This window comes from Nocardia sp. NPDC023733, assembly GCF_040639775.1.
Classification (GTDB): domain Bacteria; phylum Actinomycetota; class Actinomycetes; order Mycobacteriales; family Mycobacteriaceae; genus Nocardia; species Nocardia rosealba.
This window is the reverse complement of record NZ_JBFAAN010000001.1, coordinates 147,051-170,372: the sequence shown is the minus strand read 5'-3', so window position 1 is coordinate 170,372 and position 23,322 is coordinate 147,051. Positions and strand designations below refer to the sequence as shown.

Sequence of the window (23,322 nt, the reverse complement as noted above, 5' to 3'; positions counted from 1 at the left end):
GTGACGGGCATGAGTAGCGAACCGGTCGTCGTCGACGGCGTACTGCACCTGACCATCGCGACCGCGGCCGCGGGCACCTCGCTCGATTTCGACCTGATCAACGCGGGCACCGCCGCCCTGCGTTCGCTCGGCGACGAGGTGGGCGCGATCCTGATCACCGGTGCGGGCGCCAACTTCTGCGCAGGCGGCAATGTCCGTCACTTCGCCGGCGCCGACGACCGAGGCGCCTTCCTGCACGAGCTGGCCACCCAGCTGCACGACTTCGTGCGCGCCCTGGCCGCCGCTCCCGTCCCCGTCGTCGCGGCGGTGCACGGCTGGGCGGCCGGTGCGGGCATGAGCCTGGTGTGCGCGGCCGACATCGCCATCGGCGGTCCGTCGACCCAGATGCGTCCCGCCTACCCCGGCATCGGCTTCACCCCCGACGGCGGGATGTCGTGGTCGCTGCCGCGCATCGTCGGCATCAGCCGGGCCCGCGAAATCCTGTTGACCGACGCCGTGATCGGCGCCGAACAGGCCGAACGACTCGGACTGCTCAGCCGGATCGTCCCCGACGACGAGATCCGCACCGAGGCCCTGCGCGTGGCCACCGACTTCACCACCGGCCCCCGCGCCGCCTACACGGCCATGAAAAAGCTGCTGGCCCAGTCGCCGTCGGCAACACTGGACCAGCAGCTCGACGCGGAACGCGACAGCATCGCCGCCGCCGCGAACAGCAGTACCGGGCGCGAAGGCGTGGACGCCTTCGTCGCCAAGCGCAAGCCCGACTACACGAACCTCGCCTGACCGGCGCTCACGCCGGAACTCCGCCACCACGGATTTTCGGCCGCCTCGGATCCGAGGGGCGAGACGTAACGGCGAAGCCGAAGTATCGCCCCTCGGATTCGAGGCCCTCAGGGCCGAAAATCCCGCGGCGCCAGCCGCTTTAACACACAGCGCCCAGGGCGCTGAAGGTGTTCTGCAGGATGCAGGTGACCTTGGCGTTGACGCCGGAGGAGATGGTCGAGGTGCCGGTGGAGGTCCATTCCTCGCCGACGGGGCTGGTCGCGACCGGGGTCGCCTGCTCGTTGTAGGGCTCGAGCTGCAGGCCTGCGGCCGAGGCCGAGCCCGCGCCCGCGGTGATGGCGGCGGCGACGGCGGCGGTCGCGAATGCGGCGCGAACGGTTGTGGTGTGCATCCGGTTGTGCTCCTTCATCATTTTCTTCTCGTGCGGGCGGCACCCCGGGTCAGGGCAACCGCCAGTCGACAGGATCGGCGCCGAGTTCGTCGAGCAGTTCGTTGACCCGGGAGAAGGGTCGCGACCCGAAGAACCCGCGCGAGGCGGACAGCGGCGAGGGGTGTGCCGATTCGATGTAGGGGATCTCGGCGGCGACCAGGGTCGGCTTCAGCGAGCCCGCGTCCCGGCCCCACAGCACGGCGACGAGCGGTTCGTCGCGGTCGACGAGCGCGCGAATCGCCTGCTCGGTCACCGCTTCCCAGCCCTTGCCGCGATGCGAGGCCGGGCTGCCGGGCGTGACGGTGAGCACCCGGTTCAGCAGCAGCACACCCTGATCCGACCACGGGCTCAGGTCACCGCACTTGGGCGTATCGAAGCCGAGGTCCTTGGTGTACTCGGCGAAGATGTTGGACAGACTACGCGGGATCGGCGAAACATCCGGGGCGACAGAGAAACTCAGTCCCATCGCGTGGCCGGGAGTCGGGTAGGGATCCTGGCCGACGATCAGCACACGCACCGCGTCGAACGGGCGGCGGAACGCGCGGAGCACGTTCTCCCCGGCGGGTAGATATCCGCGTCCGGCGGCGTTCTCCGCGCGCAGGAACTCACCCATCTCGCTGATGCGGTCGGCAACCGGTTCCAGGGCCCGGGCCCAGCCCGGGTCGATGATCTCCGACAGTGGTTTGGCACCCATGACCGCACAACCTATCGTTCGCCGGGCGCGGCCGTGGCGCCTGCCCCACGGAACGATTCCCACCCGGTGGCACCGGCGGGCCGCGCCCCGTCGACGGTGACGCCGCTGCCTGCGGTAACGACCCCGATGGGCCGCCAGCCCGGCGGCAGCGCGGTCGCGGGCGACCAGGTGCCGACGAAGGCGTGGTCCTCTCCCCCGGCCAGAATCCATTGCCCCGCATCGGCTTCGAGCCGGGCGGCGACCACGTCGAGTTCGGGGTCGGTGAGGGCGGCGGCGTGCACGTCGATCGCGACGCCGGAGGCGGCGGCGAGGTGGCCGAGGTCGGCGAGCAGACCGTCGGAGACATCGGTGAGGGCGTTGGGGATGTGGACGCCGAACACGTCGATCACCTCGGCATAGGGCGGCTGCGGAACCCGGTGTGCCGTAAGCGCGTGTGCGAAGGCAGGATCGGAAACATCTGCCCCGCTGGACAATACGGCCAGCCCTCCGGCCGACCAGCCGAGTTCGCCTGCGACAGCGACGATATCGCCCTCGACCGCACCGGAACGGGTGAGCGCACCCTGCCCACCGAGGTCACCGAACGCGGTCACCGAGATCACCAACTGCTCGCTGTGCACCAGGTCGCCGCCCGCGATGGAACCGCCGGCACGCACGGCCTCGGCCCACATGCCGTCGGCGATGCCCTCGACGACCCGTACCGGAGTGTCGGCGGGACATCCGAGCGCGACGACGAAGCCGGTGGGCCGCGCCCCCATCGCCACCACGTCGGCGGCGTTCTGCGCGATCGCCTTGCGCCCGATCTCGGTCGGCGTCGACCAGTCGAGCCGGAAGTGCCTGCCCTCCACGAGCATGTCGGTGCTCACCACGAACCGGCCGTCGGGCGCGGCGAGCAGCGCGGCGTCGTCGCCCGGACCGAGCAGCACGTGCGCGGCCTGCTCGCGACCGGCGTTGATCCGGTCGATCAAGGCGAATTCACCCAGCTCACGCACCGTCTGCGAACGGCTGTCCTCGCTGATGACCGACTCCTTCCCGCTGTGCTCCCGACCGACGAAATCGCCACGACGGTACCCTTTCGGAGGCGATCGGGCACCACCGACGGTGCGCGGCGCAGGCGACGAGGAAAGGACCACGCGGCTATGGCGGAATCGTCGGACCCGACAGCGGACGATCGCGACGAGGCGACCGGGCCCGAGGACACTGCCGAACCGTCAGCCCTCCGCAAGGACTCTCCAGGAGCGGAATCAGCCGACGACGAGAGCCCCGACGACAAACCGGCCGCCGACAGCCAGTACTCCCCCGCGCTCATCGCCACCGCCGTGGCGCTGCCCATCGTGTTGATCGTCGGCGTGCTCGTGGCCGCCTTCCTGATCCTGCGCGCACCCGTCGAACGCGAACCGCTCCCGCTCGGTCCGGTCCCCGCACCCGCCGCCGACGGCCCCGCCTGCGCGGCCCTGCTGCCTGCCCTGCCCGCCGACCTGGGCGACTACACCAAATCGACCCTCGCCGAACCTGCCCCGCCCGCCACCCGCGCCTGGCAACTCCCCGAAGGCGGGGAACCGATCGTGCTGCGCTGCGGCCTGGACCGGCCGCTCGAATTCAACCGTGCCTCCCCGCTGCAGGAGGTCAACGGGGTGAAGTGGTTCCAGGTTCGCGACGAGACGGCCAAGACGGGCACGTGGTTCGCCGTCGATCGCGAAACCTACATCGCCCTGACAGTGCCCGACGGGTCGGGCACCGCCGCTGTGCAAACGGTCTCCGACACGATCACCGCGAACCTCCCCGCCCAACCGATCAACCCCGGGGAGCTGTAATTTTGGCGGCTGGCGCCGCGGGTGTCGGCGCTAAGCGCCGCCTCTTCCCTCCCTGCGGGCACTCCTTCGTCGCACCCTTCGGTCAGTCCAGAGGCGGCGACGCGCCATCACCGGTTTGGTTTTCGGCACGATGGGAGTCGGGCGCGGGTCAGCGCAGGCCGGTCCCTCGGGCTACGGCGGTTTCGATGAGGGTGGACACCAACGTCGGGTAGTCGATGCCGGTTGCTTCCCACATGCGGGGGTACTGGGAGATGGGGGTGAAGCCGGGCATGGTGTTGATCTCGTTGATGACCGGGCCGTCGGCGGTGAGGAAGAAGTCGACTCGGGCCAGGCCCTGGCAGTCCAGGGCGCGGAAGGCACGCACCGACAGGGCGCGGATCTCGTCGGCGACGGCGTCGTCGAGCTTGGCGGGTACGTCGAATTCGCACACGTCGTCGAGGTATTTGGTGGCGAAGTCGTAGAACTCGGGGGCTGCGGCGTCGGCGTCGGGCATGCGGATCTCGGAGACGACGCTGCCCCGCACGTCACCGTCGGCGAATTCGAGGACACCGCATTCGACTTCGCGGCCCACGATGCCCGCCTCGACGATCACCTTGGGGTCGTGGGCGCGGGCGGTGGCGACGGCGTCGTCGAGGGCCGACCAGTCGGTGATCTTGGTGATGCCGATGGACGAACCGCCGCGCGCGGGTTTCACGAAGGCGGGCAGGCCGATGCGGTCGCGTTCCTCGGCGGTCAGGGTCTGGGTGCCGGGACGCAGCACCACCTGCACACCGACCGGAAGCGATTCGGCGGCCAGCAGTTTCTTGGTGAATTCCTTGTCCATCCCGGCCGCGCTGGCCAGCACACCGGCGCCCACATAGGGCACCCCGGCCAGCTCGAGCATGCCCTGCAGCGTGCCGTCCTCGCCGAACGGGCCGTGCAGGATGGGGAAGACCACATCGACGGTGCCGAGCGTGGCGGTCGGATCGTCCAGGGCGACGAGCGCGCCGGAACGGCCGGGGTCGGCGGCCAGGGTGAGCGCGGTGCCCGTGGCATCGACGGCGGGCAGTTCGCCGTGGCTGAGCGTGAGTTCGCCGATCCCCTCGGCAAGCACCCAGCTGCCGGTGGTGGTGATCCCGATGGGCACCACCTCGTAGCGTCGCGGATCGAGGTTGCGCAGGACGCTGCTCGCCGACACACACGAGACGGCGTGCTCGCTGCTGCGCCCGCCGAACACCACAGCTACCCTGATCCGTTCCGTCATGAACGTCACCGTAGTAGGTTCGCGCCGCCGCGGCGGCATCGGCCTTATTCGGGTTTCATGCGCCTGCCGAGCAGGCTGCCGACGGCCTCGTTCACCGAAAGCCCCTCGTGGCACACCTTGTGCACCGCGTCGGTCAACGGCATCTCCACCTGGTGTTCGGCCGCGAGTGCCCGCACCGATGTGCACGACTTCACACCTTCGGCGACCTGACCGTTGGTCGCCTCCTGCGCGGCCTGCATCGACCCGCCCTGTCCGAGCACATACCCGAAGGACCGGTTGCGCGACAGCGGCGAGGTGCAGGTGGCGACGAGGTCGCCCACGCCGGCGAGTCCGGCCAGCGTCACCGGTTGCGCGCCGAGCGCCACCCCGAGCCGCATCACCTCGGCCAGCCCGCGGGTGATGAGACTGGCCACGGAGTTGTCGCCGAGTCCCATACCCGAGGCGATACCGCAGGCCAGGGCGATGACGTTCTTACACGCGCCGCCGATCTCACAGCCCACCACATCGGTATTGGTGTAGGGCCGGAAATAGCCGGTGGCACAGGCATGTTGGGCCTGCTGTGCGCGTCCGGTGTCGGTGCAGGCGATCACGGTGGCCGCGGGCTGACGTTCGACGATCTCGTGGGCGAGATTGGGCCCCGACAGCACCGCGATGCGGCCCTGTTCGGCGCCGGTCACCTCCGCGATCACCTGGCTCATCCGCAGCAGCGTTCCGGTCTCGATGCCCTTGGCCAGGCTCATCAGCGTGGCGTCGGCGCCGATGTCGTCCTTCCAGTGGCCGAGATTGGCCCGCAGCGACTGCGACGGCACCGCGAGCACCACCAGATCCGCGCCGTCGAGCGCGATCCGGTGATCATGGGTGGCCCGGACGGGCGGCAACTGCACGCCCGGCAGGTAGAACGGATTCTGATGCTCGGTGTCGAGCGCGCGAGCCACTTCTTCGCGCCTGGCCCAGATCGTCACCTCGGTACCCGCTTCGGCCAACACCTTCGCGAATGCCGTGCCCCACGACCCAGCACCCATAACCGCAGCCCTCGTCATCAGCCCAATATGCCATGCAAGGATCGAGACCATGCACACCGTGCACGCCGTGATGGCGGTCAAGCACCGAGACCGGGCCAAGAGCCGGTTGTCGGCCGTGCTCAGCGCCGACCAGCGCGCCCGGCTGGTGCTGGCCATGTTCGCCGACACCGTCGAAGCGGCCGCCGCCGTGCCCGCGATCGGTTCGCTGACCGTCGTCACCCCCGACCCCGTCGTCGCCGCCCGTGCACGCGAACTCGGCGCGCACGTTCTGGCCGAGCCGCCCGCCGACCGCGACCCACTCAACACCGCTCTCACCGCCGCGGCCGACGACGTACGCCACCGCAGTGGTCCGGTCCGCCTGCTCGCCCTGCAGGCCGACCTGCCTGCCCTGCGCACCGCCGAACTCGTCGACTTCCTCGCCGTCGCGCCCGCCACCCGCGCGGTGGTGATCGATCACACGGGGACCGGCACTTCGGCATTGCTGGCCGGTACCGCACCGGATGCGCTCGCACCACGCTTCGGCCCCGATTCGGCCCGTGCCCACCGCGAATACGGCGCCGTCGTCGTGCCCGGCCACTGGCCGGGCCTGCGCTGTGACGTCGACACACCCGAGGATCTGGACGCCGTGCGCGCGCTCGGGGTCGGCGTCCACACCGCCGACGCGCTGCGGGAGTTCGGAATCACCACCCACCGAACCGATCCCGTCCGCACGGTGTGCTAGCCGGTCGCCGCACCAGGAGTTCACCCGATGTCATGCTGCGGACCACGCGGTCCGTAGGGGATGATTGACAGCGTGAGCGACACGGAAACCATCAAGTCCCTGCCCCCGATTTCCCCGCCACCTGCGGCCGCCATCGCCTCGGGCGCCGACGGCAGTTCGCAGCGATTGCCACGCGATCGCTACCTCAACCGGGAACTGAGCTGGCTGGACTTCAATGCCCGCGTGCTCGCCCTCGCCGAGGATGCCTCCCTGCCGTTGCTGGAGCGCGCGAAGTTCCTCGCGATCTTCGCCTCCAACCTCGACGAGTTCTACATGGTCCGGGTCGCCGGGCTCAAACGCCGCGCCGAGACCGGGCTCTCGGTGCGTTCCGCCGACGGCCGCTCACCGTCCGAACAGCTCGAGATGATCACGGCTCGCGCACAGGAACTCGCCGAGCGGCACGCGAAGGTCTTCATCGATTCGGTGAACCCGGCGCTGGCAGGCGCGGGCATCGACATCATCGGCTGGTCGGGCCTCGACGAAGCCGAACGGCAACGTCTTTCGAACTATTTCACCGATCAGGTCTTCCCGGTCCTCACACCGCTGGCCGTCGACCCGGCCCACCCGTTCCCCTACATCTCCGGCCTGAGCCTCAATCTCGCCGTGACGGTGAAGGACGCGGGCACCGGCGGCGAGCACTTCGCCCGCGTGAAGGTGCCCGACAATGTCGACCGGTTCGTCCGCGTGCGCCGCACCGGCGCGCCGTCGGCCATCGCGGCCTTCCTGCCGATGGAAGAACTCATCGCCGCCCACCTCGATCTGCTGTTCCCCGGTTTGAACGTGGTGGAGACCCATTCGTTCCGGATCACCCGCAACGCCGATTTCGAGGTCGACGAGGACCGCGACGAGGACCTGCTGCAGGCGATGGAACGCGAACTGGCGCGTCGCCGTTTCGGCAAGCCGGTGCGGCTCGAGGTCTCCGACGACATGACCGAGCACATGCTGGAGTTGCTACTACGTGAGTTAGAGGTCGACCCCGCCGATGTGATCCAGGTGCCCGGCCTGCTCGACCTGTCGTGCCTGTGGCAGGTCTACGGCGTCGACCGGCCCGAACTCAAGGACGCGCCCTACGTGCCGGCCACCCCCGCCGCGTTCGGTGAGCGCGAGACCCCGCGCAATGTCTTCAGCGCGCTGCGCGAGGGCGACGTACTGGTGCACCACCCCTACGACTCGTTCTCCACCAGCGTGCAGCGGTTCATCGAACAGGCCGCCGCCGATCCACAGGTGCTGGCGATCAAGCAGACCCTCTACCGCACCTCCGGTGACTCCCCCATCATCAACGCCCTGATCGAGGCCGCCGAGGCGGGCAAGCAGGTGGTGGCCCTGGTGGAGATCAAGGCACGTTTCGACGAGCAGGCCAACATCAAATGGGCGCGGGCGCTGGAACAGGCGGGCGTGCACGTGGTCTACGGCCTCGTCGGCCTCAAGACCCACTGCAAGACGTGCCTGGTGGTGCGCCGTGAGGGATCGACCATCCGCCGCTACTGCCACATCGGCACCGGCAACTACAACCCCAAGACCGCGCGCCTGTACGAGGACGTCGGGTTGTTCACCGCGGCACCGGAGATCGGCGCCGACCTGACCGACCTGTTCAACTCGCTCACCGGGTACTCCCGCAAGGAGGACTACCGCAACCTGATGGTCGCCCCGCTCGGTGTCCGGGCGGGCATCATCGAACGGATCGACCGTGAGATCGAGCTGGCACGTGAGGGTTTCGACGCCCGCATCCGTCTCAAGGCCAACGCGATCGTCGACGAGCAGATCATCGACGCCCTCTACCGCGCCTCCCAGGCAGGCGTGCCGGTGCAGATCGTGGTGCGCGGCATCTGCGGCCTGCGCGCGGGCGTGCCGGGTCTCAGCGAGAACATCGAGGTGCGCTCGATCCTGGGCCGCTTCCTCGAGCACTCGCGGGTACTGCAGTTCCAGGCCCAGGAACAGACCTGGATCGGCAGCGCCGACATGATGCACCGCAATCTCGATCGCCGGGTGGAGGTGATGGTGCAGGTGAAGGATCCGCGTCTGACCGAGCAGCTCGGTGTGGTCTTCGATTCCGCGCTCGACCCCATGACGCGCTGCTGGGTGCTGCTGCCCGACGGTTCCTGGCAGGCGAGCCCCACCGACGCCGACGCCAACCAGGTGCGCGACCACCAGGAATTCCTCATGCGGTTGCGTCGTCCCGAACAGCCGTGAGCAAGCACGCACAGGAGAAGCCCGAACCGATGCGCGACCCGCGGGTCCGGCCCAATATCCATGCCGCAGGGGCGGTTCTGTGGCGTGCGGGCGCCACCGGACCGGAGATCGCGGTGATCCACCGGCCCAAGTACGGCGACTGGTCACTACCCAAGGGCAAGCTCGATCCCGGCGAGACACCGGTGGTCGCGGCAGTGCGTGAGGTCGGCGAGGAGACCGGCCTGCCGTGCACGCTCGGGCGTTATCTCGGCCGGGTCACCTACCCGATCCCGGGGCATCGCCAGCTCAAGCGGGTGGACTACTGGGCCGCCGAGGCGGCCGAGGGCGAGTTCACCGAGAACTCCGAAGTCGACCAGCTGCGCTGGATTCCGCTCGACGACGTGATGGACGAACTGTCGTACCCGATGGACCGCCAGATCGTGCGCGTCTTCGCCCGTCACCCACCGAAAACGGCCACCGTGCTGCTCGTCCGCCACGCCAAGGCGGGCAAGCGCTCCGAGTTCGACGGTCCGGACGACCAACGCCCGCTCGAGGCCGCCGGACGACGGCAGGCCACGGCTCTCGTCCCGAATCTGCTGGCGTTCGGAGCATCCCGGATCTATTCGGCCGATCCCCTGCGCTGTATCCAAACCGTTACCCCGTTGGCGGAGCATCTGAACGCCGAAATCAATTGCGAGCCAATGTTTTCCGAGCAAGGTTACGATTCAGCGAAAGATGCGGCGCGGCAACGATTTCTGTCGTTGGTAACAGATCGGGGTGTACCGGTGGTCTGCAGTCAGGGCGGTGTGATTCCCGATCTGACACAGTGGCTGGCGCAGCGCGACGGACTCACCCTGCCGCCCGCTCGTAATCGCAAGGGCAGCGTCTGGGCTTTGTCGTTCATCGGGGACCGATTAGTCGCGGCGAACCATATGGATCGTGCGTTGTCTACGGGAATCGTCACCGGCTGAACAAAAGTTACCCCGCACAGCCGAAACGGCCCCGGAATTCCGGGGCCGTTCTCGGTCCAGTGGTGGGTGATGCGGCTTTACGTGCACATTCCCCGACCTGATCCCGCTGCGGCAGGATCAACGAGCACGACGGGTGGCTGTCTTCTTCGCAGCAGTCTTCTTAGCGGGAGCCTTCTTAGCAGCGGTGGTCTTCTTGGCCGCCGTGGCCTTGGTAGCGGTGGTCTTGGCGGCGGTGGCCTTGGTGGCAGTCTTCTTGGCCGGAGCCTTCTTTGCCGCCGTGGTCTTCTTGGCGGCGGTGGCCTTGGCCGCCGTCGTCTTCTTGGCGGCGGGAGCCTTGGTCGCGGCCTTGCGGGCCGTGGTCTTGGCCGGACCCTTCGACGGCGTGGCCTTCTTGGCCGCGGTCTTCTTCGCCGCGGTCTTCTTGGCTGCCGCCTTCTTCGCCGCCACGGGCGCATTCACGCCACGCTTCACGGCAGGGCCGGACGCGGCCAGCTTCTGCTTACCCGCGATCACCGCTTTGAACTGAGCGCCCGGCCGGAAGGCAGGCACCGAAGTCGCCTTCACCTTCACGGTTTCACCGGTACGCGGGTTACGGGCAACCCTGGGAGCACGCTTGCGCTGTTCGAACACACCGAATCCGGTGATGGTGACGCTTTGACCTTTGTGCACGGCACGGACGATGGTGTCGACCACGTTCTCGACAGCCGCAGTAGCCGTGCGCCTGTCCGTACCCAACTTTTCGGTCAGAACGTCGATCAGTTCCGCCTTGTTCATTGAATCCTCCGCAGACTAATGGCCCGTCGTCGGACCGACTAGGTACCACGGTAAACCCAGTTTGAGCAAGAGTCTATGTGCCACGCCAAAATTCATGTGGTTTAGCACACGTCCAGCTACCGCTCCCAGGGAAGCGCCCCTAAGCGCCCCAGCCGATTACGCCGGTGAAATAGGCTCCGGCAGCGTCACGGGTTTCCATGACGGCCTTCCCTTTTCGAACTCGGTGATCGCGTCGCCTTGCCGCAGCGTGAGGCCGATGTCGTCCAAACCCTCCAGCAGACGCCAGCGGGTGTAGTCGTCAATATCGAACGGCAACACGATGGTTCCCGCCGTGACGGTGCGCGCCGACAGGTCGACAACCAATTCGAGGCCGGGTTGTTCCTCGATGAGCTTCCAGAGCATTTCGACATCGTTCTGTGACATCTGCGCGGCCAGCAGACCACCCTTGCCCGCATTCCCACGGAAGATGTCGGCGAAACGCGAGGAGATCACCACTCGAAAGCCGTAGTCCGACAGCGCCCACACCGCGTGCTCACGCGAGGAACCGGTGCCGAAATCCGGCCCGGCCACCAGAACGCTGCCGCTGCGGTACGGCTCGGTGTTGAGAATGAAGTCCGGATCGGTACGCCAACCGGCGAACAGACCGTCCTCGAAACCGGTACGAGTCACGCGCTTCAGGTAAACGGCGGGGATGATCTGATCGGTGTCGACATTGGACCGGCGCAGCGGTACCCCGATGCCTTTGTGAACAGTGAAGGCTTCCATAACGATTCTCCTTCGATCGTGGTGGTTCGGGGCCGCTCAGGCCAGATCGGCGGGCGAGGACAGGGTGCCGCGCACCGCCGTGGCGGCGGCGACCAGCGGCGAGACCAGGTGGGTACGCCCGCCCTTGCCCTGTCGGCCTTCGAAATTGCGGTTGGAGGTGGAGGCGCAGCGCTGACCCGGTTCCAGCTGATCCGGATTCATCCCGAGGCACATCGAACAGCCCGCCTGGCGCCATTCCGCACCGGCCGCGGTGAAAATCTCGCCGAGTCCTTCTTTTTCCGCCTGCGCGCGCACCCGCATCGAGCCGGGTACAACCAGCATTCGCACACCGTCGGCGACGCGACGGCCCTTCAAAACATCGGCGACGGCACGCAGATCCTCGATGCGGCCATTGGTGCAGGAACCGACGAAAACGGTATCCACGCTCACCTCACGCAGCGGCATTCCCGGCGTCAGGTCCATGTAGCGCAAGGCCTTCTCGGCGGACTCGCGCTCGGACTCGTCGGCGATCTGGGCCGGGTCGGGCACGTTCGCGCCGAGCGGCAGGCCCTGACCGGGGTTGGTGCCCCAGGTGACGAACGGGGTCAGCGTGCCGGCGTCGATGTGCACCTCGGCATCGAAAACCGCGTCCTCGTCGGTCTTCAGCGCCTCCCAGGCGGCCACGGCGGCGTCCCAGTCGGCGCCCTGCGGTGCGTGCGGACGGCCCTTCAGGAATTCGTAGGTCACCTCGTCGGGGGCGATCATGCCCGCGCGGGCGCCCGCCTCGATCGACATGTTGCAGATCGTCATCCGCGCTTCCATCGACAGTTTGCGAATGGCCTCGCCGCGATATTCGAGCACATATCCCTGGCCGCCACCGGTGCCGATTTCGGCGATCACGGCCAGGATCAGGTCCTTGCTCGTGACGCCGGGCGCCAATTCGCCGTCGACGGTGATGGCCATCGTCTTGAACGGGCGAAGCGACAGCGTCTGGGTGGCCAGCACGTGCTCCACCTCGCTGGTGCCGATGCCCATGGCCAGCGCGCCGAACGCGCCGTGGGTCGAGGTGTGGCTGTCGCCGCACACCACGGTCATGCCCGGCTGGGTCAGCCCGAGCTGCGGACCGACCACGTGCACGATGCCCTGTTCGGCATCGCCCATCGGGTGCAGGCGCACACCGAACTCGGCGCAGTTGCGGCGCAGCGTCTCCACCTGGATGCGCGAGATCGGGTCGGCGATCGGCTTGTCGATGTCGGCCGTTGGGACGTTGTGGTCCTCGGTGGCGATGGTGAGGTCGGGCCGGCGGACCGGCCGTCCGGCCGCGCGGAGCCCGTCGAAGGCCTGCGGGCTGGTCACCTCGTGCACGAGGTGCAGATCGATGTAGATCAGGTCGGGTTCGCGGGAAGTGCCGTCACCGTTGCCGGGGACGACGACGTGCTGTTCCCACACCTTCTCGGCCAGTGTGCGGGCGCGCTCGGCCATTGCTTGATCACCTTTCGACGGGCATACTTGGTATCTCAACATATGAGAAGTTAGTATCGTTCTATGAGACAGCATAGCGGTATCGGTGTTCTCGACAAAGCCGTGGCGGTGCTCTACGCCGTCGCCGACGAGCCATGCGGCCTCAACGACCTGTGCACCCGAACCGGCCTGCCACGTGCCACCGCGCACCGGCTAGCGGTCGGGCTGGAGACGCACCGGCTGCTGGCGCGCGACGCCAACGGCCTGTGGCGGCCGGGGCCCGCGCTCAGCGAGTTGTCGGCGGGGGCCGCCGATCCGCTGGTCGAGGCCGCGGGAGCCATTCTGCCCCGGCTGCGCGAGATCACCGGTGAGAGCGTCCAGCTGTACTGCCGCGACGGCAATGCTCGCGTGTGTGTGGCCGCGCTCGAGCCGCCTGTCGGCCTGCGCGACACGGTGCCCGTCGGCTCGCGGCTACCGCTCACCGCGGGCTCGGCGGCGAAGGTGTTGCTGGCATGGGCCGACCCGGAGCTACAGCGCACCGTCCTGGCCGACGCCGTGTTCGGCGAGCGGGCGCTGGCCGAGGTCCGCAGGCGGGGGTGGGCGCAGAGCGCGGCAGAACGCGCACAGGGCGTGGCGAGCGTCTCGGCCCCGGTGCGTGACGCCTCGGGCGTACTGGTAGCAGCGGTGTCGGTATCGGGCCCGATCGACCGGATGGGCCGCAGGCCGGGCGCGCGCTGGGCGGCCGATCTGGTGGCGGCAGCGGAGGCGCTGCACAAACGATTGTGAAACGAAGAAGGCCCCCGGTCGGATTCGACCGGGGGCCTTTCTTGGTAGCCCCGACGGGATTCGAACCCGCGCTACCGCCTTGAGAGGGCGGCGTCCTAGGCCGCTAGACGACGGGGCCAGGACGATTTCACCGAAGTGAAACCTTGCTGGGGTACCAGGACTCGAACCTAGAATGGCTGAACCAGAATCAGCTGTGTTGCCAATTACACCATACCCCAAGGATGGAAACGCTCGGCCCTGCGCTCACCGAGTGGTTGTCGGTGTTGCGAGGCCGTGTTCCGCGGCGATGAGAAGATTACCAAACAGCAGGGGGTAAACTACAAATCGCCTGGTCAGCGGCCGGTTTTCGAGCGTTTTCCGGCTGCCGGGCGGGTGCGGCGCGTGCCGCACCCGCCTGCCGCATCGACTACTGCGCGGTGGGTTGCCAACCGCGTGCGGCACGCAAGCGGTCGAGCGAGACCTCGCGGCCGAGCAGTTCCATCGATTCGTAGAGCGGCGGGCTGATGTGCGAGCCCGTCACCGCCACCCGCACGGGCGCGAAGGCCTTGCGTGGCTTGAGGCCGAGATCGTCGATCAGCGCCTTCTTCAGGGCCTCTTCCAGGGCCGGTGTGGTCCATTCGGCCAGCGGCTCCACCGCGGCGATGGCGGCGTCGAGCACCTGGTCGGCCTCGGCACCGAGGTTCTTCGTGCCCGCGGCCTGGTCGATCGCGAACTCCCCCGGTGCCACGAAAAGGAACTTCAGCAGGTCCCAGGCGTCGCCGAGCACGACGATCCGGGTCTGCACGAGTTCGGCGGCGGCCAGGAACGTCTTCTCGTCGATTTCGGCACCGATATGCCCCTGCGCGGTCAGGAACTCACGCAAACGGTGGCCGAAATCACCGGGCTCGAGCAGACGAATCTGTTCGGCATTGATCGCGTCGGCCTTCTTCTGATCGAAACGAGCCGGATTCGAATTCACGGTGGAAATGTCGAAAGCGGCGACCATTTCCTGCATGGAGAACACGTCACGGTCCTCGGCGATACTCCAGCCGAGCAGTGCGAGGTAATTCAGCAAACCCTCGGGAACGAATCCCCGATCGCGGTGCAGGAACAGATTCGATTCCGGGTCGCGCTTGGACAGCTTCTTGTTGCCCTGGCCCATCACGAACGGCAGGTGACCGAACTCCGGCGTGAAGTCGGCAACACCGATACGCTGCAGCGCGGCATACAGCGCGAGCTGGCGCGGGGTCGACGAGAGCAGGTCCTCGCCGCGCAATACATGGGTGATCTTCATGAGCGCGTCGTCGACCGGATTCACCAGTGTGTACAGCGGATCACCATTTCCACGGGTGAGCGCGAAATCGGGAACAGTGCCCGCTTTGAAGGTGGTTTCGCCACGAACAAGATCATTCCAGCCGAGGTCGGAGTCGGGCATGCGCAAACGCACCACCGCGGGCCTGCCCTCGGCTTTGTAGGCGGCGATCTGCTCGGGCGTCAGATCGCGATCGAAATTGTCGTAGCCGAGTTTCGGGTCGCGCCCGGCGGCGCGATGGCGGGCCTCGACCTCCTCGGGCGTGGAGAAGGCCTCATAGGCCTCGCCGGCCTCGAGCAGCTTGCGCACGACGTCGAGATGCTGGTCGCGGCGCAGCGACTGCCGGTACGGCTCGTACGGGCCGCCGACCTCCGGACCCTCGTCCCAGGTGAGGCCGAGCCAGCGCAGCGCGTCCAGCAGCGCACGGTAGGAATCCTCGGAATCGCGTGCGGCATCGGTGTCTTCGATCCGGAACACGAAGCTGCCGCCGTGGTGGCGGGCGAACGCCCAGTTGAACAGCGCCGTGCGGATCAGGCCGACGTGCGGCGTGCCGGTCGGCGACGGGCAGAAACGGACCCGTACTTGTGTCATGACTCTCTTCTCCGCTATCAGCGCTTGGTGGCAACAGGATTGGTGAGGGTGCCGATGCCCTCGACGGTGACCGACACGTTCTGCCCGGCCGCCAGCGGGCCGACGCCTTCCGGTGTGCCGGTGAGGATCACGTCGCCGGGCAGCAGCGTCATCACCGAACTGATCCATTCGATGATCTTCGGGATGTCGTGCAGGAACAGCGACGTGCGGCTGCGCTGGCGGACTTCGCCGTCCAGCTCGGTGGTGATCTCCAGATCGCTTGGGTCGATGGCGGTTTCGATCCACGGGCCGAGCGGGCAGAACGTGTCGTAGCCCTTGGCCCTCGTCCACTGCCCGTCGTGGCGCTGCTGGTCGCGCGCGGTGACGTCGTTGGCCACGGTGTAGCCGAGGATCACATCGGCGGCCTTGGCGGCGGGCACGTCCTTGCAGGGGCGGCCGATCACCACGGCCAGCTCGCCCTCGAAGTCGACCTGAGAGGAGCTGGGCGGCAGGATGATCGGGGCGTTCGGCCCGACGATCGAGGTGTTCGGCTTGATGAAGATCACCGGATCCTTCGGCGCCTCACCACCCATTTCGGCCGCGTGGGCGGCGTAGTTCTTGCCGATGCAGATCACCTTGCTGGCCAGGATCGGCGCCAGCAGGCGGATGTCGGCCAGCGGCCAGCTCCGCCCGGTGAACGTCGGCGTGCCGAACGGGTGTTCGGCGATCTCCTTGGCGACGGCGTCGCTTCCGTCGCCTTCGATGCTGACGAACGCGACTCCATCGGGACTGGCAACTCGACCTAAGCGCATGCCCGGGAGTCTATCGAGGCGGGCCCACCTGCCCGAACGCGCCCGTGATCGCCTCGCGTGGCCGAACCGGCAGGGCGAGCGAAGTCACATTCGTGTGATTTCGAACCTGCTGCCCGCGTTCGTGATTCGCATTACGCACAGTCGCCGCCGGATGTGATCCGTCAGACACCGACGCCGAGCACCGGAACCCGGGGTCACCGGTGTAGCGTGATCTTCGATGTTCACACGATGAGACATCGATCTCAAATAATGAGATGCAATCGTGCAATTCGGCGAGGTGAGTATCGTGACGAAGGCGCGGCCGACGGCCGGGGTATCCCAGATCAGCAGCGGCAGACGCTGGTCGATGCTCGCTCTCGGTGTGCTCGCGCAGACGTCGAGCGCCACCTTCGTGCACGGCACCCCCTTCCTGTTGCCCGCGCTCACCGATCGCGGTGATTCGCTGGCCGCCGCGGGTGCGCTCGTCGCCCTGCCGACCGTCGGCCTGGTGTGCACGCTGATCGCGTGGGGTTATGTCGTCGACCGCATCGGTGAGCGGATCGTGCTGGTCGCGGGCACCACACTGATGTTCGCCGCCGGCGTGGGCGCAGCCCTGGTCGAGGATCCGATCGCCTTCGGCGTGCTGCTGTTCCTCGGCGGTGTCGGCGCGGCCAGTTCCAACGGTGCGAGCGGGCGGGTGATCGTCGGCTGGTTCCCGCCGGACCGGCGCGGGCTGGCCATGGGTATCCGCCAGACCGCCCAGCCCCTCGGTGTCGGCGTGGGCGCGCTGACCATCCCCTGGGTCGCCGACCGGTACGGCATCGCCGCCGCCCTGCTGGTGCCCGCGCTGCTGGCCGCTGCGGGCGCGATCGGTTGCCTGGCAGGCATTGTCGATCCGCCCCGGCCGCCCACGAAAGCTGCCGACCGGACCAACCCCTACCGTGGCGACTCCACGCTGTGGCGCATTCACGCGGTGTCCATCCTGCTGGTCTTCCCGCAGGCCACCCTGTGGACGTTCGGGCTGATGTGGTTGCACCGCGATCTGGGCTGGTCGCCGGTGGCGGCGGGCGTACTGATGACGGTCACCCAATTACTCGGCGCCGCTGGACGAATCGGCGCGGGCGCGTGGTCGGATCGGGTCGGCAACCGGCTCGGGCCGCTGCGTCAGGTCGCCGTCGCCGCGGTGTTGTCGATGGTCGCACTTGCGGTCGCCGCGGGGACGGGCTGGGGGTGGATCGCCGTGCCACTGATGGTCGCGGCGTCGGTGATCTCGGTGTCGGACAACGGATTGGCGTTCACCGCGGTCGCCGAGATCGCGGGACCGTTCTGGAGCGGACGTGGTCTCGGCATTCAGAACACGGGCCAGAACCTCGTATTGGCCGCCATCCCACCGGCATTCGGCGCGCTGATCACGGTGAGCGGGTATCCGACGGCGTTCGCGTTCGCGGCCGTGGCAGCCATGGCGGCGGTGCCTCTGGTGCCGAGGGGCACCGGAAGGTAGTCGCCCGATCGGGGTTTTCGGCCCCGGCGGATCAGGCGGTGCCGGAGCGGTCGGACAGGCCGAGGCGCAGGTGTTCGCTGTGGTAGACGGCTTCGTCGAGCAGTTGGGCGACGTGGTTGTCGTGCAGGCTGTAGACGATGCTGCGGCCCGCGCGGGTGCCGACGACGAGGCCGAGGTTGCGCAGCAGGCGCAGCTGGTGGGAGACGGCCGACTGTTCCATTCCCACCGCCTCGGCCAGTTCGGTCACCGGGCGCGGGCCCTGCCGTAGTTCGGACAGGATCAGCAGCCGGCTCGGGGTGGCGAGAGCCTGCAGAGTGGTCGCGACGTGCGCGGCCGTATCGGCGTCCAGCCGGGTGGTCGGCCGGTCGCGGCCCTCCACACCGTGTCCCATGGCAGGAGTCTAACCGACCCGTTGAAATGAAGACCTCTTCATATGTTCTGTTATTCTCGGGTTGTTCCGTTCCCCGTCTCACGGAGGTTTCCCGTGGCCATGCCCACCGCCGTCGCGGTCCGTCCCGGCGCCGCCGCTCCCCCGCGCTCGCGACGGACCCGGCTGTTCGAGATCGCCGAAATCCGCTGGGCGGCCGCCTCTCTCGTGCTGTTCCTGGTCGGTCTGGCCGCGCAGCTGTCCGGGGCGCCATCGTGGTCGTGGTGGGCGCTGTACCTGGCCTGCGCCGTCACCGGCGGTTGGGAGCCCGCACTCGGCGGGTTGCAGGCATTGCGGGAGAAGACGCTCGATGTCGATCTGCTGATGGTTGTCGCGGCGATCGGCGCCATGTCGATCGGGCAGGTGACCGACGGTGCGCTGCTGATCGTCATCTTCGCGACCTCCGGCGCGATGGAGGCGCTGGCCACCGCGCGGACCGAGGACTCCGTGCGCGGACTGCTCGACCTCACCCCCGATGCCGCCGTCGTCCTGCGCGACGGCGACGAACAGACGGTGGACGCAACAGATCTCGTCATCGGTGACGTGGTGCTGGTCCGCCCGGGCGACCGCATCGCGGCGGACGGGACGGTGGTCGGCGGGGCGAGCGAGGTCGACCAGGCCACCATCACGGGCGAACCGCTGCCCGTCGACCGGACCGTCGGCGACGAGGTTTTCGCGGGCACTCTCAACGGCACCGGCACGCTGCGGATCCGGGTGGACCGGCGGGCGAGTGACTGGGTGGTCGCGCGGATCGCCGGCCTGGTCGACGAGGCCGTGCGCACCAAGGCGGGCACCCAGCTGTTCATCGAGAAGATCGAGCAGCGCTATTCGATCGGCATGGTGGCCGCCACCATCGCCGTGTTCGTCGTGCCACTGCTGTGGGGTGAGGCGGTTCGCGAATCCCTGTTGCGTGCCATGACTTTCATGATCGTCGCCTCCCCCTGCGCCGTGGTGCTCGCGACCATGCCGCCGCTGTTGGCCGCGATCGCCACGGCGGGTCGCCACGGTGTGCTGGTGAAGTCCGCCGCGGTGATGGAACAGCTCGGGACCACCACCCGGGTGGCGTTCGACAAGACCGGCACGCTCACCCGCGGCACCCCCGAGGTGGCCGAGATCCACGTGCTGCCCGGCACGGCTTTCACCGAGGATGCGGTCCTGCGGTTGGCCGCGGCGGCCGAGCACGGCAGCGAACATCCACTGGCCGAGGCCATCGTGCGCGCGGCTCGTCAGCGTGATCTTCCGCTGCCCGAAGCCGAGGACTTCACGGCCGAACCGGGACGTGGTGTTTTCGCCACTGTCGAGGGGCGTGCGGTCCGAATCGGTTCACCCACAGCGCTACTCGGTGCGAAGGCGTCGCAGGGGGAGGCAACTTCTCAGAGCGATTCGGACCACGCCCGTGATTCGTCCGCCCGTCTCGGTGACGCGGTCGCCGACCAGCAGTCGCGCGGCCGAACCGCTGTGGTCGTCGTCTGTGACGGCGCGCCCGTCGCCGTGCTCGGCATCACCGACCGTGACCGCCAGGAATCGGCCGCCACTGTCGCCGACCTCACCCGGATGACCGGCACCCCACCGGTTCTGCTCACCGGTGACAGTCACATCACCGCGAGCCGCCTGGCCGACCGCGTCGGAATCACCGACCTGCGAACAGATCTCCTCCCCGAGGACAAGGTAACCGCCATCCGCGCCCTGCAGTCCGAGGGTGAGCGCATCACCATGGTCGGCGACGGCATCAACGACGCCCCCGCCCTCGCCACCGCCCACGTCGGAATCGCCATGGGTGGCACCGCGTCCGACCTCACCCTGCAAACAGCCGATGCCGTCGTGGTCCGCGACGACCTCACCACCATCCCCACCGTCATCGCCCTGTCCCGCCGAGCCCGCCGCCTGGTGATCGCCAACCTGACCATCGCCGCCACCTTCATCGCGGTCCTGGTCACCTGGGACCTCCTGGGCCACCTCCCCCTCCCCCTCGGCGTGGCAGGCCACGAAGGCTCGACAATCATCGTCGCCCTCAACGGCCTCCGCCTCCTGAGCTCCTCAGCCTGGCGCCGCGCCCAGTCGGGTCGCTCGTAGCGTCGACGATCAGCGAGATTCCACCGCCGCCTACCGCCCTCATGGTCAACGCGCCGCCGTAGCCGTCCGCGCGATCGCAGGTGCGACCAGGAAGGTCCCGCGGTCGAGAGACACCATCGTCCGAGCGACGAGTACAGAGAAAGGCCCGCCCCAGGAGTGCCGGGGCGGGCCTTTCGTGGGTGGTGACCTCAGACGGTGGCGGCGATCCGGTCGCCGATCTCCACGGTGGAGGCGGTGCCCGTGCGGGCGGCCAGATCCTTGGCGACGGCGGATTCGATGCGGGCGGCGCCTTCGGTGTTGCCCAGGTGGTTGAGCAGCAGGGCCACCGAGAGGATCGCGGCGGTCGGGTCGGCCTTGGACTGGCCCGCGATGTCGGGGGCGCTGCCGTGGACCGGTTCGAACATCGACGGGTTCACACCCGAGGCGTCGATATTGCCCGAGGCGGCCAGGCCGATGCCACCGCTCACGGCGGCGGCGAGGTCGGTGATGATGTCGCCGAACAGGTTGTCGGTGACGATCACGTCGAAGCGACCCGGATCGTTCACCATGTGGATGGTCGCGGCGTCGATGTGCTGGTAAGCCGTTGCCACATCGGGGAATTCGGCGCCGACCTCGTCGACGGTGCGCTGCCACAGCGACCCGGCGAAGGTGAGCACGTTGTTCTTGTGCACCAGGGTGAGGTGCTTGCGGCGGGCCTGCGCGGCGGCGAAGGCGTAGCGCACCACGCGCTCGATGCCGAAGCGGGTGTTGTTGGAGACCTCGGTCGCCACCTCGTGCGGGGTGCCGACGCGGATCGCGCCACCGGTACCGGTGTACGGGCCTTCGGTGCCCTCACGCACGACAACGAAGTCGATGTCCGGGTTGCCGCTGAGGGGGCTGGTGACACCCGGGTACAGCTTCGAGGGACGCAGATTCACGTGATGGTCCAGCGCGAACCGGGTCTTCAGCAGCAGCCCACGCTCGAGCACACCGCTTGGCACCGACGGGTCGCCGATCGCGCCGAGCAGGATCGCGTCGTGCTGCTTCAGCTCGGGCAGCACCGACTCCGGCAGGATCTCGCCGGTGCGGTGGTAGCGGGCGGCACCGAGGTCGTATTCGGTCTTCTCGACACCGGGCGACATCACGTCGAGCACCTTGAGCGCCTCGGCGATGACCTCGGGACCGATGCCGTCACCGGCGATGACTGCGAGTTTCATGAACAAGCTCCGTTTCGAAGCCGGGGCGGTTCGCCACCGGGATACGAGTGCGCGCCGCCACCGTGGGGTGACGGCGCGCAGCTGCCGATGTCCCGGCGACAGACCGGGACGTCAATCTCAGGCCAGGTCGACCAGGACGACCTTGGACGCACCGACGGCTTCGCCGATCGCGGTCTGCACCTCGGCGGGCACCTCGCGGTTGACGCGCAGCACCACGGTTGCGCCTTCGGCATCCACGTCCTGGCTCAGCTGAGCGGCCAGGATGTCGATCTCGGCCTCACCGAGCAGGGTGCCGATCTTGCCGAGCGCGCCCGGCTTGTCGCCGTAGTTCAGCACGGCCAGGTTCAGGCCCTCGGCGCGCATGTCGTAGTTGCGGCCGTTGATGTTGACGATCTTCTCCACCTGGGCCGGCTCGGTGAGCGAACCGGCCACGTTCAGGGTGGAGCCGTCGCCGAACACGGCGCGCAGGTCGACCATGCTGCGGTGGTTGGGGCTCTCGGTGGCGGTGGTGACGGTGGCGGTGATGCCACGCTCCTTGGCCAGCGACGGCGCGTTGACGAAGGTGACCTGGTCCTCGACCAGCGCCGAGAACACACCGCGCAGCGCCGACAGTTCGAGCACGGCCACGTCCTGGGCGGCCAGCTCGCCGCGCACCTGCACCTCGATGCTGACGGGCAGCTCGCTGGCGATGGCGCCCAGCAGCGCGCCCTGCTTGCGGACGACGTCGAGCCAGGGGGCGACCTCGTCGTTCACGGCACCACCGGTGACGTTCACGGCGCCGGGCACGAACTCACCGGCCAGCGCGAGCAGCACCGACTTGGCGACATCGGTGCCCGCGCGGTCCTGCGCCTCCGAGGTGGACGCACCGAGGTGCGGGGTCACGACGACCTGCGGCAGGTCGAACAGCGGCGAGTCGGTGCACGGCTCGGTCTCGAACACGTCGAGGCCCGCGGCACGCACGTGACCCTTGGTGATGGCGTCGGCCAGCGCCTGCTCGTCGATCAGCCCACCGCGCGCGGCGTTGACGATGACGACGCCCGGCTTGGTCAGCGCGAGACGCTCGGCGTTGAGCAGGCCCTTGGTCTCGGGGGTCTTGGGCAGGTGCACCGAGATGAAGTCGGCGCGCTGGAGCACCTCGTCGAGCGAGAGCAGCTCGATACCGAGCTGGGCGGCCTTGGCCGGCGACACGTAGGGGTCGTAAGCGACGATCTTGGTCTCGAACGCGGCCAGGCGGGCGGCGAACAGCTGACCGATGCGGCCGAGGCCGATCACGCCGACGGTCTTGCCGAAGATCTCGACACCGTTGAACTTGCTGCGCTGCCAGGTCTTCTCACGCAGCGTCGCGTCCGCCGCCGGGATCTGGCGGGCGGCGGCGAGCAGCAGGGTGACCGCGTGCTCGGCGGCGGTGTGGATGTTGGAGGTGGGCGCGTTCACGACCATCACGCCACGCTCGGTGGCGGCGGGCACATCGACGTTGTCGAGGCCGACACCGGCACGGGCGACGATCTGGAGCTTCTTGCCCGCGTCGAGCACCTCGGCGTCGACGGTGGTGGCGGAACGCACGAGCAGCGCGTCGGCCTCGGGGACCGCGGCGAGCAGCGCCGGGCGGTCGGGGCCGTCGACCCAGCGAACCTCGACACCGTCACCGAGCGCGTCGACGGTCGACTGGGCGAGCTTGTCGGCGATCAGAACTACAGGACGGCCTGCTTGGCTCACTGTGGGGTACTCCTGGGGAAGAAAGGGGTCGGCAGTTACCGCGGCCCAGAATAGTCGCCGGGGTTCGGGTCCCCTTACCCCCCTGCCCGAAAACCGGGTGAACCCTGGG

The 23,322-nt window shown here is 68.4% G+C and carries 21 protein-coding genes and 2 tRNA genes; 8 read left to right on the top strand and 15 right to left on the bottom strand.

Annotation, left to right across the window (positions count from 1 at the left end; translation table 11 throughout):
* The first annotated feature begins 9 nt into the window (after window positions 1-9).
* On the top strand, window positions 10-783 hold the full coding sequence (locus tag AB0F86_RS00730) for an enoyl-CoA hydratase-related protein (protein WP_356986295.1): 774 nt from the start codon (window positions 10-12) through the stop codon (window positions 781-783).
* A gap of 139 nt (window positions 784-922) precedes the next feature.
* On the opposite strand, the gene AB0F86_RS00725 is transcribed toward AB0F86_RS00730, so the two are convergent.
* Genes AB0F86_RS00725 through AB0F86_RS00715 form a run of 3 tightly spaced genes read right to left on the bottom strand, consistent with a single transcriptional unit; the run spans window position 923 to window position 2,923 of the window.
* Entirely contained in the window at window positions 923-1,174 is a 252-nt protein-coding gene (locus tag AB0F86_RS00725; protein WP_225279155.1) for a hypothetical protein, read from the bottom strand.
* Between the two features lie 49 nt (window positions 1,175-1,223).
* Window positions 1,224-1,907, bottom strand: a complete 684-nt coding sequence (locus AB0F86_RS00720) for a uracil-DNA glycosylase (protein ID WP_181698448.1) — start codon at window positions 1,905-1,907, stop codon at window positions 1,224-1,226.
* 11 nt (window positions 1,908-1,918) lie between these two features.
* A complete protein-coding gene (locus AB0F86_RS00715; RefSeq protein ID WP_356986448.1) occupies window positions 1,919-2,923 on the bottom strand; it encodes a thiamine-phosphate kinase in 1,005 nt (334 codons plus the stop codon).
* A gap of 120 nt (window positions 2,924-3,043) precedes the next feature.
* Here AB0F86_RS00715 and AB0F86_RS00710 point away from each other — a divergent pair, with 120 nt between their 5' ends.
* Entirely contained in the window at window positions 3,044-3,718 is a 675-nt protein-coding gene (locus AB0F86_RS00710) for a DUF3515 domain-containing protein (protein ID WP_356986297.1), read from the top strand.
* Window positions 3,719-3,866: 148 nt separating this feature from the next.
* Here the strand turns inward: AB0F86_RS00710 and AB0F86_RS00705 are convergent, their stop codons facing one another.
* A complete protein-coding gene (locus AB0F86_RS00705; protein WP_181698446.1) occupies window positions 3,867-4,961 on the bottom strand; it encodes a D-alanine--D-alanine ligase family protein in 1,095 nt (364 codons plus the stop codon).
* A gap of 44 nt (window positions 4,962-5,005) precedes the next feature.
* Complete coding sequence (locus tag AB0F86_RS00700; protein WP_356986299.1) at window positions 5,006-6,001, bottom strand: NAD(P)H-dependent glycerol-3-phosphate dehydrogenase; 996 nt, start codon at window positions 5,999-6,001, stop codon at window positions 5,006-5,008.
* Window positions 6,002-6,032: 31 nt separating this feature from the next.
* Here AB0F86_RS00700 and cofC point away from each other — a divergent pair, with 31 nt between their 5' ends.
* From cofC to AB0F86_RS00685, 3 genes are read left to right on the top strand one after another with little or no spacing between them, the layout of a single operon-like run.
* Complete coding sequence (cofC, locus tag AB0F86_RS00695; protein WP_356986300.1) at window positions 6,033-6,704, top strand: 2-phospho-L-lactate guanylyltransferase; 672 nt, start codon at window positions 6,033-6,035, stop codon at window positions 6,702-6,704.
* A 60-nt stretch (window positions 6,705-6,764) separates the two neighbouring features.
* The gene (locus AB0F86_RS00690; protein WP_181698444.1) at window positions 6,765-8,933 is read left to right on the top strand and encodes an RNA degradosome polyphosphate kinase; all 2,169 of its coding nucleotides are present in this window, start codon (window positions 6,765-6,767) and stop codon (window positions 8,931-8,933) included.
* A gap of 29 nt (window positions 8,934-8,962) precedes the next feature.
* Window positions 8,963-9,883, top strand: a complete 921-nt coding sequence (locus AB0F86_RS00685; RefSeq protein WP_356986449.1) for a bifunctional NUDIX hydrolase/histidine phosphatase family protein — start codon at window positions 8,963-8,965, stop codon at window positions 9,881-9,883.
* 117 nt (window positions 9,884-10,000) lie between these two features.
* Here AB0F86_RS00685 and AB0F86_RS00680 read toward each other — a convergent pair whose 3' ends face one another.
* The 3 genes from AB0F86_RS00680 to leuC form a co-directional block, all read right to left on the bottom strand.
* The gene (locus AB0F86_RS00680; protein ID WP_181698443.1) at window positions 10,001-10,657 is read right to left on the bottom strand and encodes an HU family DNA-binding protein; all 657 of its coding nucleotides are present in this window, start codon (window positions 10,655-10,657) and stop codon (window positions 10,001-10,003) included.
* 156 nt (window positions 10,658-10,813) lie between these two features.
* A complete protein-coding gene (gene leuD, locus AB0F86_RS00675; RefSeq protein ID WP_067493338.1) occupies window positions 10,814-11,422 on the bottom strand; it encodes a 3-isopropylmalate dehydratase small subunit in 609 nt (202 codons plus the stop codon).
* A 36-nt stretch (window positions 11,423-11,458) separates the two neighbouring features.
* The gene (gene leuC / locus AB0F86_RS00670) at window positions 11,459-12,883 is read right to left on the bottom strand and encodes a 3-isopropylmalate dehydratase large subunit (protein ID WP_181698441.1); all 1,425 of its coding nucleotides are present in this window, start codon (window positions 12,881-12,883) and stop codon (window positions 11,459-11,461) included.
* Window positions 12,884-12,946: 63 nt separating this feature from the next.
* On the opposite strand from leuC, the gene AB0F86_RS00665 reads away from it, so the two are divergent.
* Complete coding sequence (locus tag AB0F86_RS00665; RefSeq protein WP_067493334.1) at window positions 12,947-13,648, top strand: IclR family transcriptional regulator; 702 nt, start codon at window positions 12,947-12,949, stop codon at window positions 13,646-13,648.
* A 42-nt stretch (window positions 13,649-13,690) separates the two neighbouring features.
* On the opposite strand, the gene AB0F86_RS00660 is transcribed toward AB0F86_RS00665, so the two are convergent.
* The 4 genes from AB0F86_RS00660 to AB0F86_RS00645 form a co-directional block, all read right to left on the bottom strand.
* A tRNA-Glu gene (locus tag AB0F86_RS00660) sits at window positions 13,691-13,766 on the bottom strand.
* Between the two features lie 28 nt (window positions 13,767-13,794).
* Window positions 13,795-13,866 (bottom strand) — tRNA-Gln (locus AB0F86_RS00655).
* A 188-nt stretch (window positions 13,867-14,054) separates the two neighbouring features.
* Window positions 14,055-15,530, bottom strand: a complete 1,476-nt coding sequence (gene gltX, locus AB0F86_RS00650; protein WP_225279151.1) for a glutamate--tRNA ligase — start codon at window positions 15,528-15,530, stop codon at window positions 14,055-14,057.
* A 17-nt stretch (window positions 15,531-15,547) separates the two neighbouring features.
* Window positions 15,548-16,321, bottom strand: a complete 774-nt coding sequence (locus AB0F86_RS00645; RefSeq protein ID WP_067493329.1) for a fumarylacetoacetate hydrolase family protein — start codon at window positions 16,319-16,321, stop codon at window positions 15,548-15,550.
* 346 nt (window positions 16,322-16,667) lie between these two features.
* Between AB0F86_RS00645 and AB0F86_RS00640 the strand changes: the two genes are divergently transcribed.
* Window positions 16,668-17,801, top strand: coding sequence for an MFS transporter (locus AB0F86_RS00640; protein WP_356986451.1), 1,134 nt, complete (start codon window positions 16,668-16,670; stop codon window positions 17,799-17,801).
* 31 nt (window positions 17,802-17,832) lie between these two features.
* Here AB0F86_RS00640 and AB0F86_RS00635 read toward each other — a convergent pair whose 3' ends face one another.
* Window positions 17,833-18,192: a metalloregulator ArsR/SmtB family transcription factor gene (locus tag AB0F86_RS00635; protein ID WP_181698439.1), complete on the bottom strand. Its 360-nt coding sequence runs from the start codon at window positions 18,190-18,192 to the stop codon at window positions 17,833-17,835.
* A gap of 99 nt (window positions 18,193-18,291) precedes the next feature.
* Between AB0F86_RS00635 and AB0F86_RS00630 the strand changes: the two genes are divergently transcribed.
* Complete coding sequence (locus AB0F86_RS00630) at window positions 18,292-20,301, top strand: heavy metal translocating P-type ATPase (RefSeq protein WP_356986453.1); 2,010 nt, start codon at window positions 18,292-18,294, stop codon at window positions 20,299-20,301.
* A gap of 188 nt (window positions 20,302-20,489) precedes the next feature.
* Here the strand turns inward: AB0F86_RS00630 and AB0F86_RS00625 are convergent, their stop codons facing one another.
* Together AB0F86_RS00625 and serA are read right to left on the bottom strand one after the other, a co-directional pair.
* Window positions 20,490-21,497, bottom strand: coding sequence for a 3-isopropylmalate dehydrogenase (locus AB0F86_RS00625; protein WP_356986304.1), 1,008 nt, complete (start codon window positions 21,495-21,497; stop codon window positions 20,490-20,492).
* 117 nt (window positions 21,498-21,614) lie between these two features.
* Window positions 21,615-23,213, bottom strand: a complete 1,599-nt coding sequence (serA, locus tag AB0F86_RS00620; RefSeq protein WP_181698437.1) for a phosphoglycerate dehydrogenase — start codon at window positions 23,211-23,213, stop codon at window positions 21,615-21,617.
* Between the last annotated feature and the right edge of the window lie 109 nt (window positions 23,214-23,322).

What these genes read in the sequence shown, in the direction of transcription:
- AB0F86_RS00635 (WP_181698439.1), bottom strand. Translation starts at nt 18,192, where the DNA reads ATGGGACACGGTGTGGAGGGCCGCGACCGGCCGACCACCCGGCTGGAC.
- AB0F86_RS00680 (WP_181698443.1), bottom strand. Translation starts at nt 10,657, where the DNA reads ATGAACAAGGCGGAACTGATCGACGTTCTGACCGAAAAGTTGGGTACG.
- AB0F86_RS00690 (WP_181698444.1), top strand. Translation starts at nt 6,765, where the DNA reads ATGATTGACAGCGTGAGCGACACGGAAACCATCAAGTCCCTGCCCCCG.
- AB0F86_RS00685 (WP_356986449.1), top strand. Translation starts at nt 8,963, where the DNA reads ATGCGCGACCCGCGGGTCCGGCCCAATATCCATGCCGCAGGGGCGGTT.
- AB0F86_RS00640 (WP_356986451.1), top strand. Translation starts at nt 16,668, where the DNA reads ATGCTCGCTCTCGGTGTGCTCGCGCAGACGTCGAGCGCCACCTTCGTG.
- AB0F86_RS00725 (WP_225279155.1), bottom strand. Translation starts at nt 1,174, where the DNA reads ATGCACACCACAACCGTTCGCGCCGCATTCGCGACCGCCGCCGTCGCC.
- AB0F86_RS00630 (WP_356986453.1), top strand. Translation starts at nt 18,292, where the DNA reads ATGCCCACCGCCGTCGCGGTCCGTCCCGGCGCCGCCGCTCCCCCGCGC.
- AB0F86_RS00625 (WP_356986304.1), bottom strand. Translation starts at nt 21,497, where the DNA reads ATGAAACTCGCAGTCATCGCCGGTGACGGCATCGGTCCCGAGGTCATC.
- AB0F86_RS00730 (WP_356986295.1), top strand. Translation starts at nt 10, where the DNA reads ATGAGTAGCGAACCGGTCGTCGTCGACGGCGTACTGCACCTGACCATC.
- leuC (WP_181698441.1), bottom strand. Translation starts at nt 12,883, where the DNA reads ATGGCCGAGCGCGCCCGCACACTGGCCGAGAAGGTGTGGGAACAGCAC.
- AB0F86_RS00710 (WP_356986297.1), top strand. Translation starts at nt 3,044, where the DNA reads ATGGCGGAATCGTCGGACCCGACAGCGGACGATCGCGACGAGGCGACC.
- AB0F86_RS00665 (WP_067493334.1), top strand. Translation starts at nt 12,947, where the DNA reads ATGAGACAGCATAGCGGTATCGGTGTTCTCGACAAAGCCGTGGCGGTG.
- gltX (WP_225279151.1), bottom strand. Translation starts at nt 15,530, where the DNA reads ATGACACAAGTACGGGTCCGTTTCTGCCCGTCGCCGACCGGCACGCCG.
- AB0F86_RS00645 (WP_067493329.1), bottom strand. Translation starts at nt 16,321, where the DNA reads ATGCGCTTAGGTCGAGTTGCCAGTCCCGATGGAGTCGCGTTCGTCAGC.
- cofC (WP_356986300.1), top strand. Translation starts at nt 6,033, where the DNA reads ATGCACACCGTGCACGCCGTGATGGCGGTCAAGCACCGAGACCGGGCC.
- AB0F86_RS00705 (WP_181698446.1), bottom strand. Translation starts at nt 4,961, where the DNA reads ATGACGGAACGGATCAGGGTAGCTGTGGTGTTCGGCGGGCGCAGCAGC.
- leuD (WP_067493338.1), bottom strand. Translation starts at nt 11,422, where the DNA reads ATGGAAGCCTTCACTGTTCACAAAGGCATCGGGGTACCGCTGCGCCGG.
- AB0F86_RS00700 (WP_356986299.1), bottom strand. Translation starts at nt 6,001, where the DNA reads ATGACGAGGGCTGCGGTTATGGGTGCTGGGTCGTGGGGCACGGCATTC.
- AB0F86_RS00720 (WP_181698448.1), bottom strand. Translation starts at nt 1,907, where the DNA reads ATGGGTGCCAAACCACTGTCGGAGATCATCGACCCGGGCTGGGCCCGG.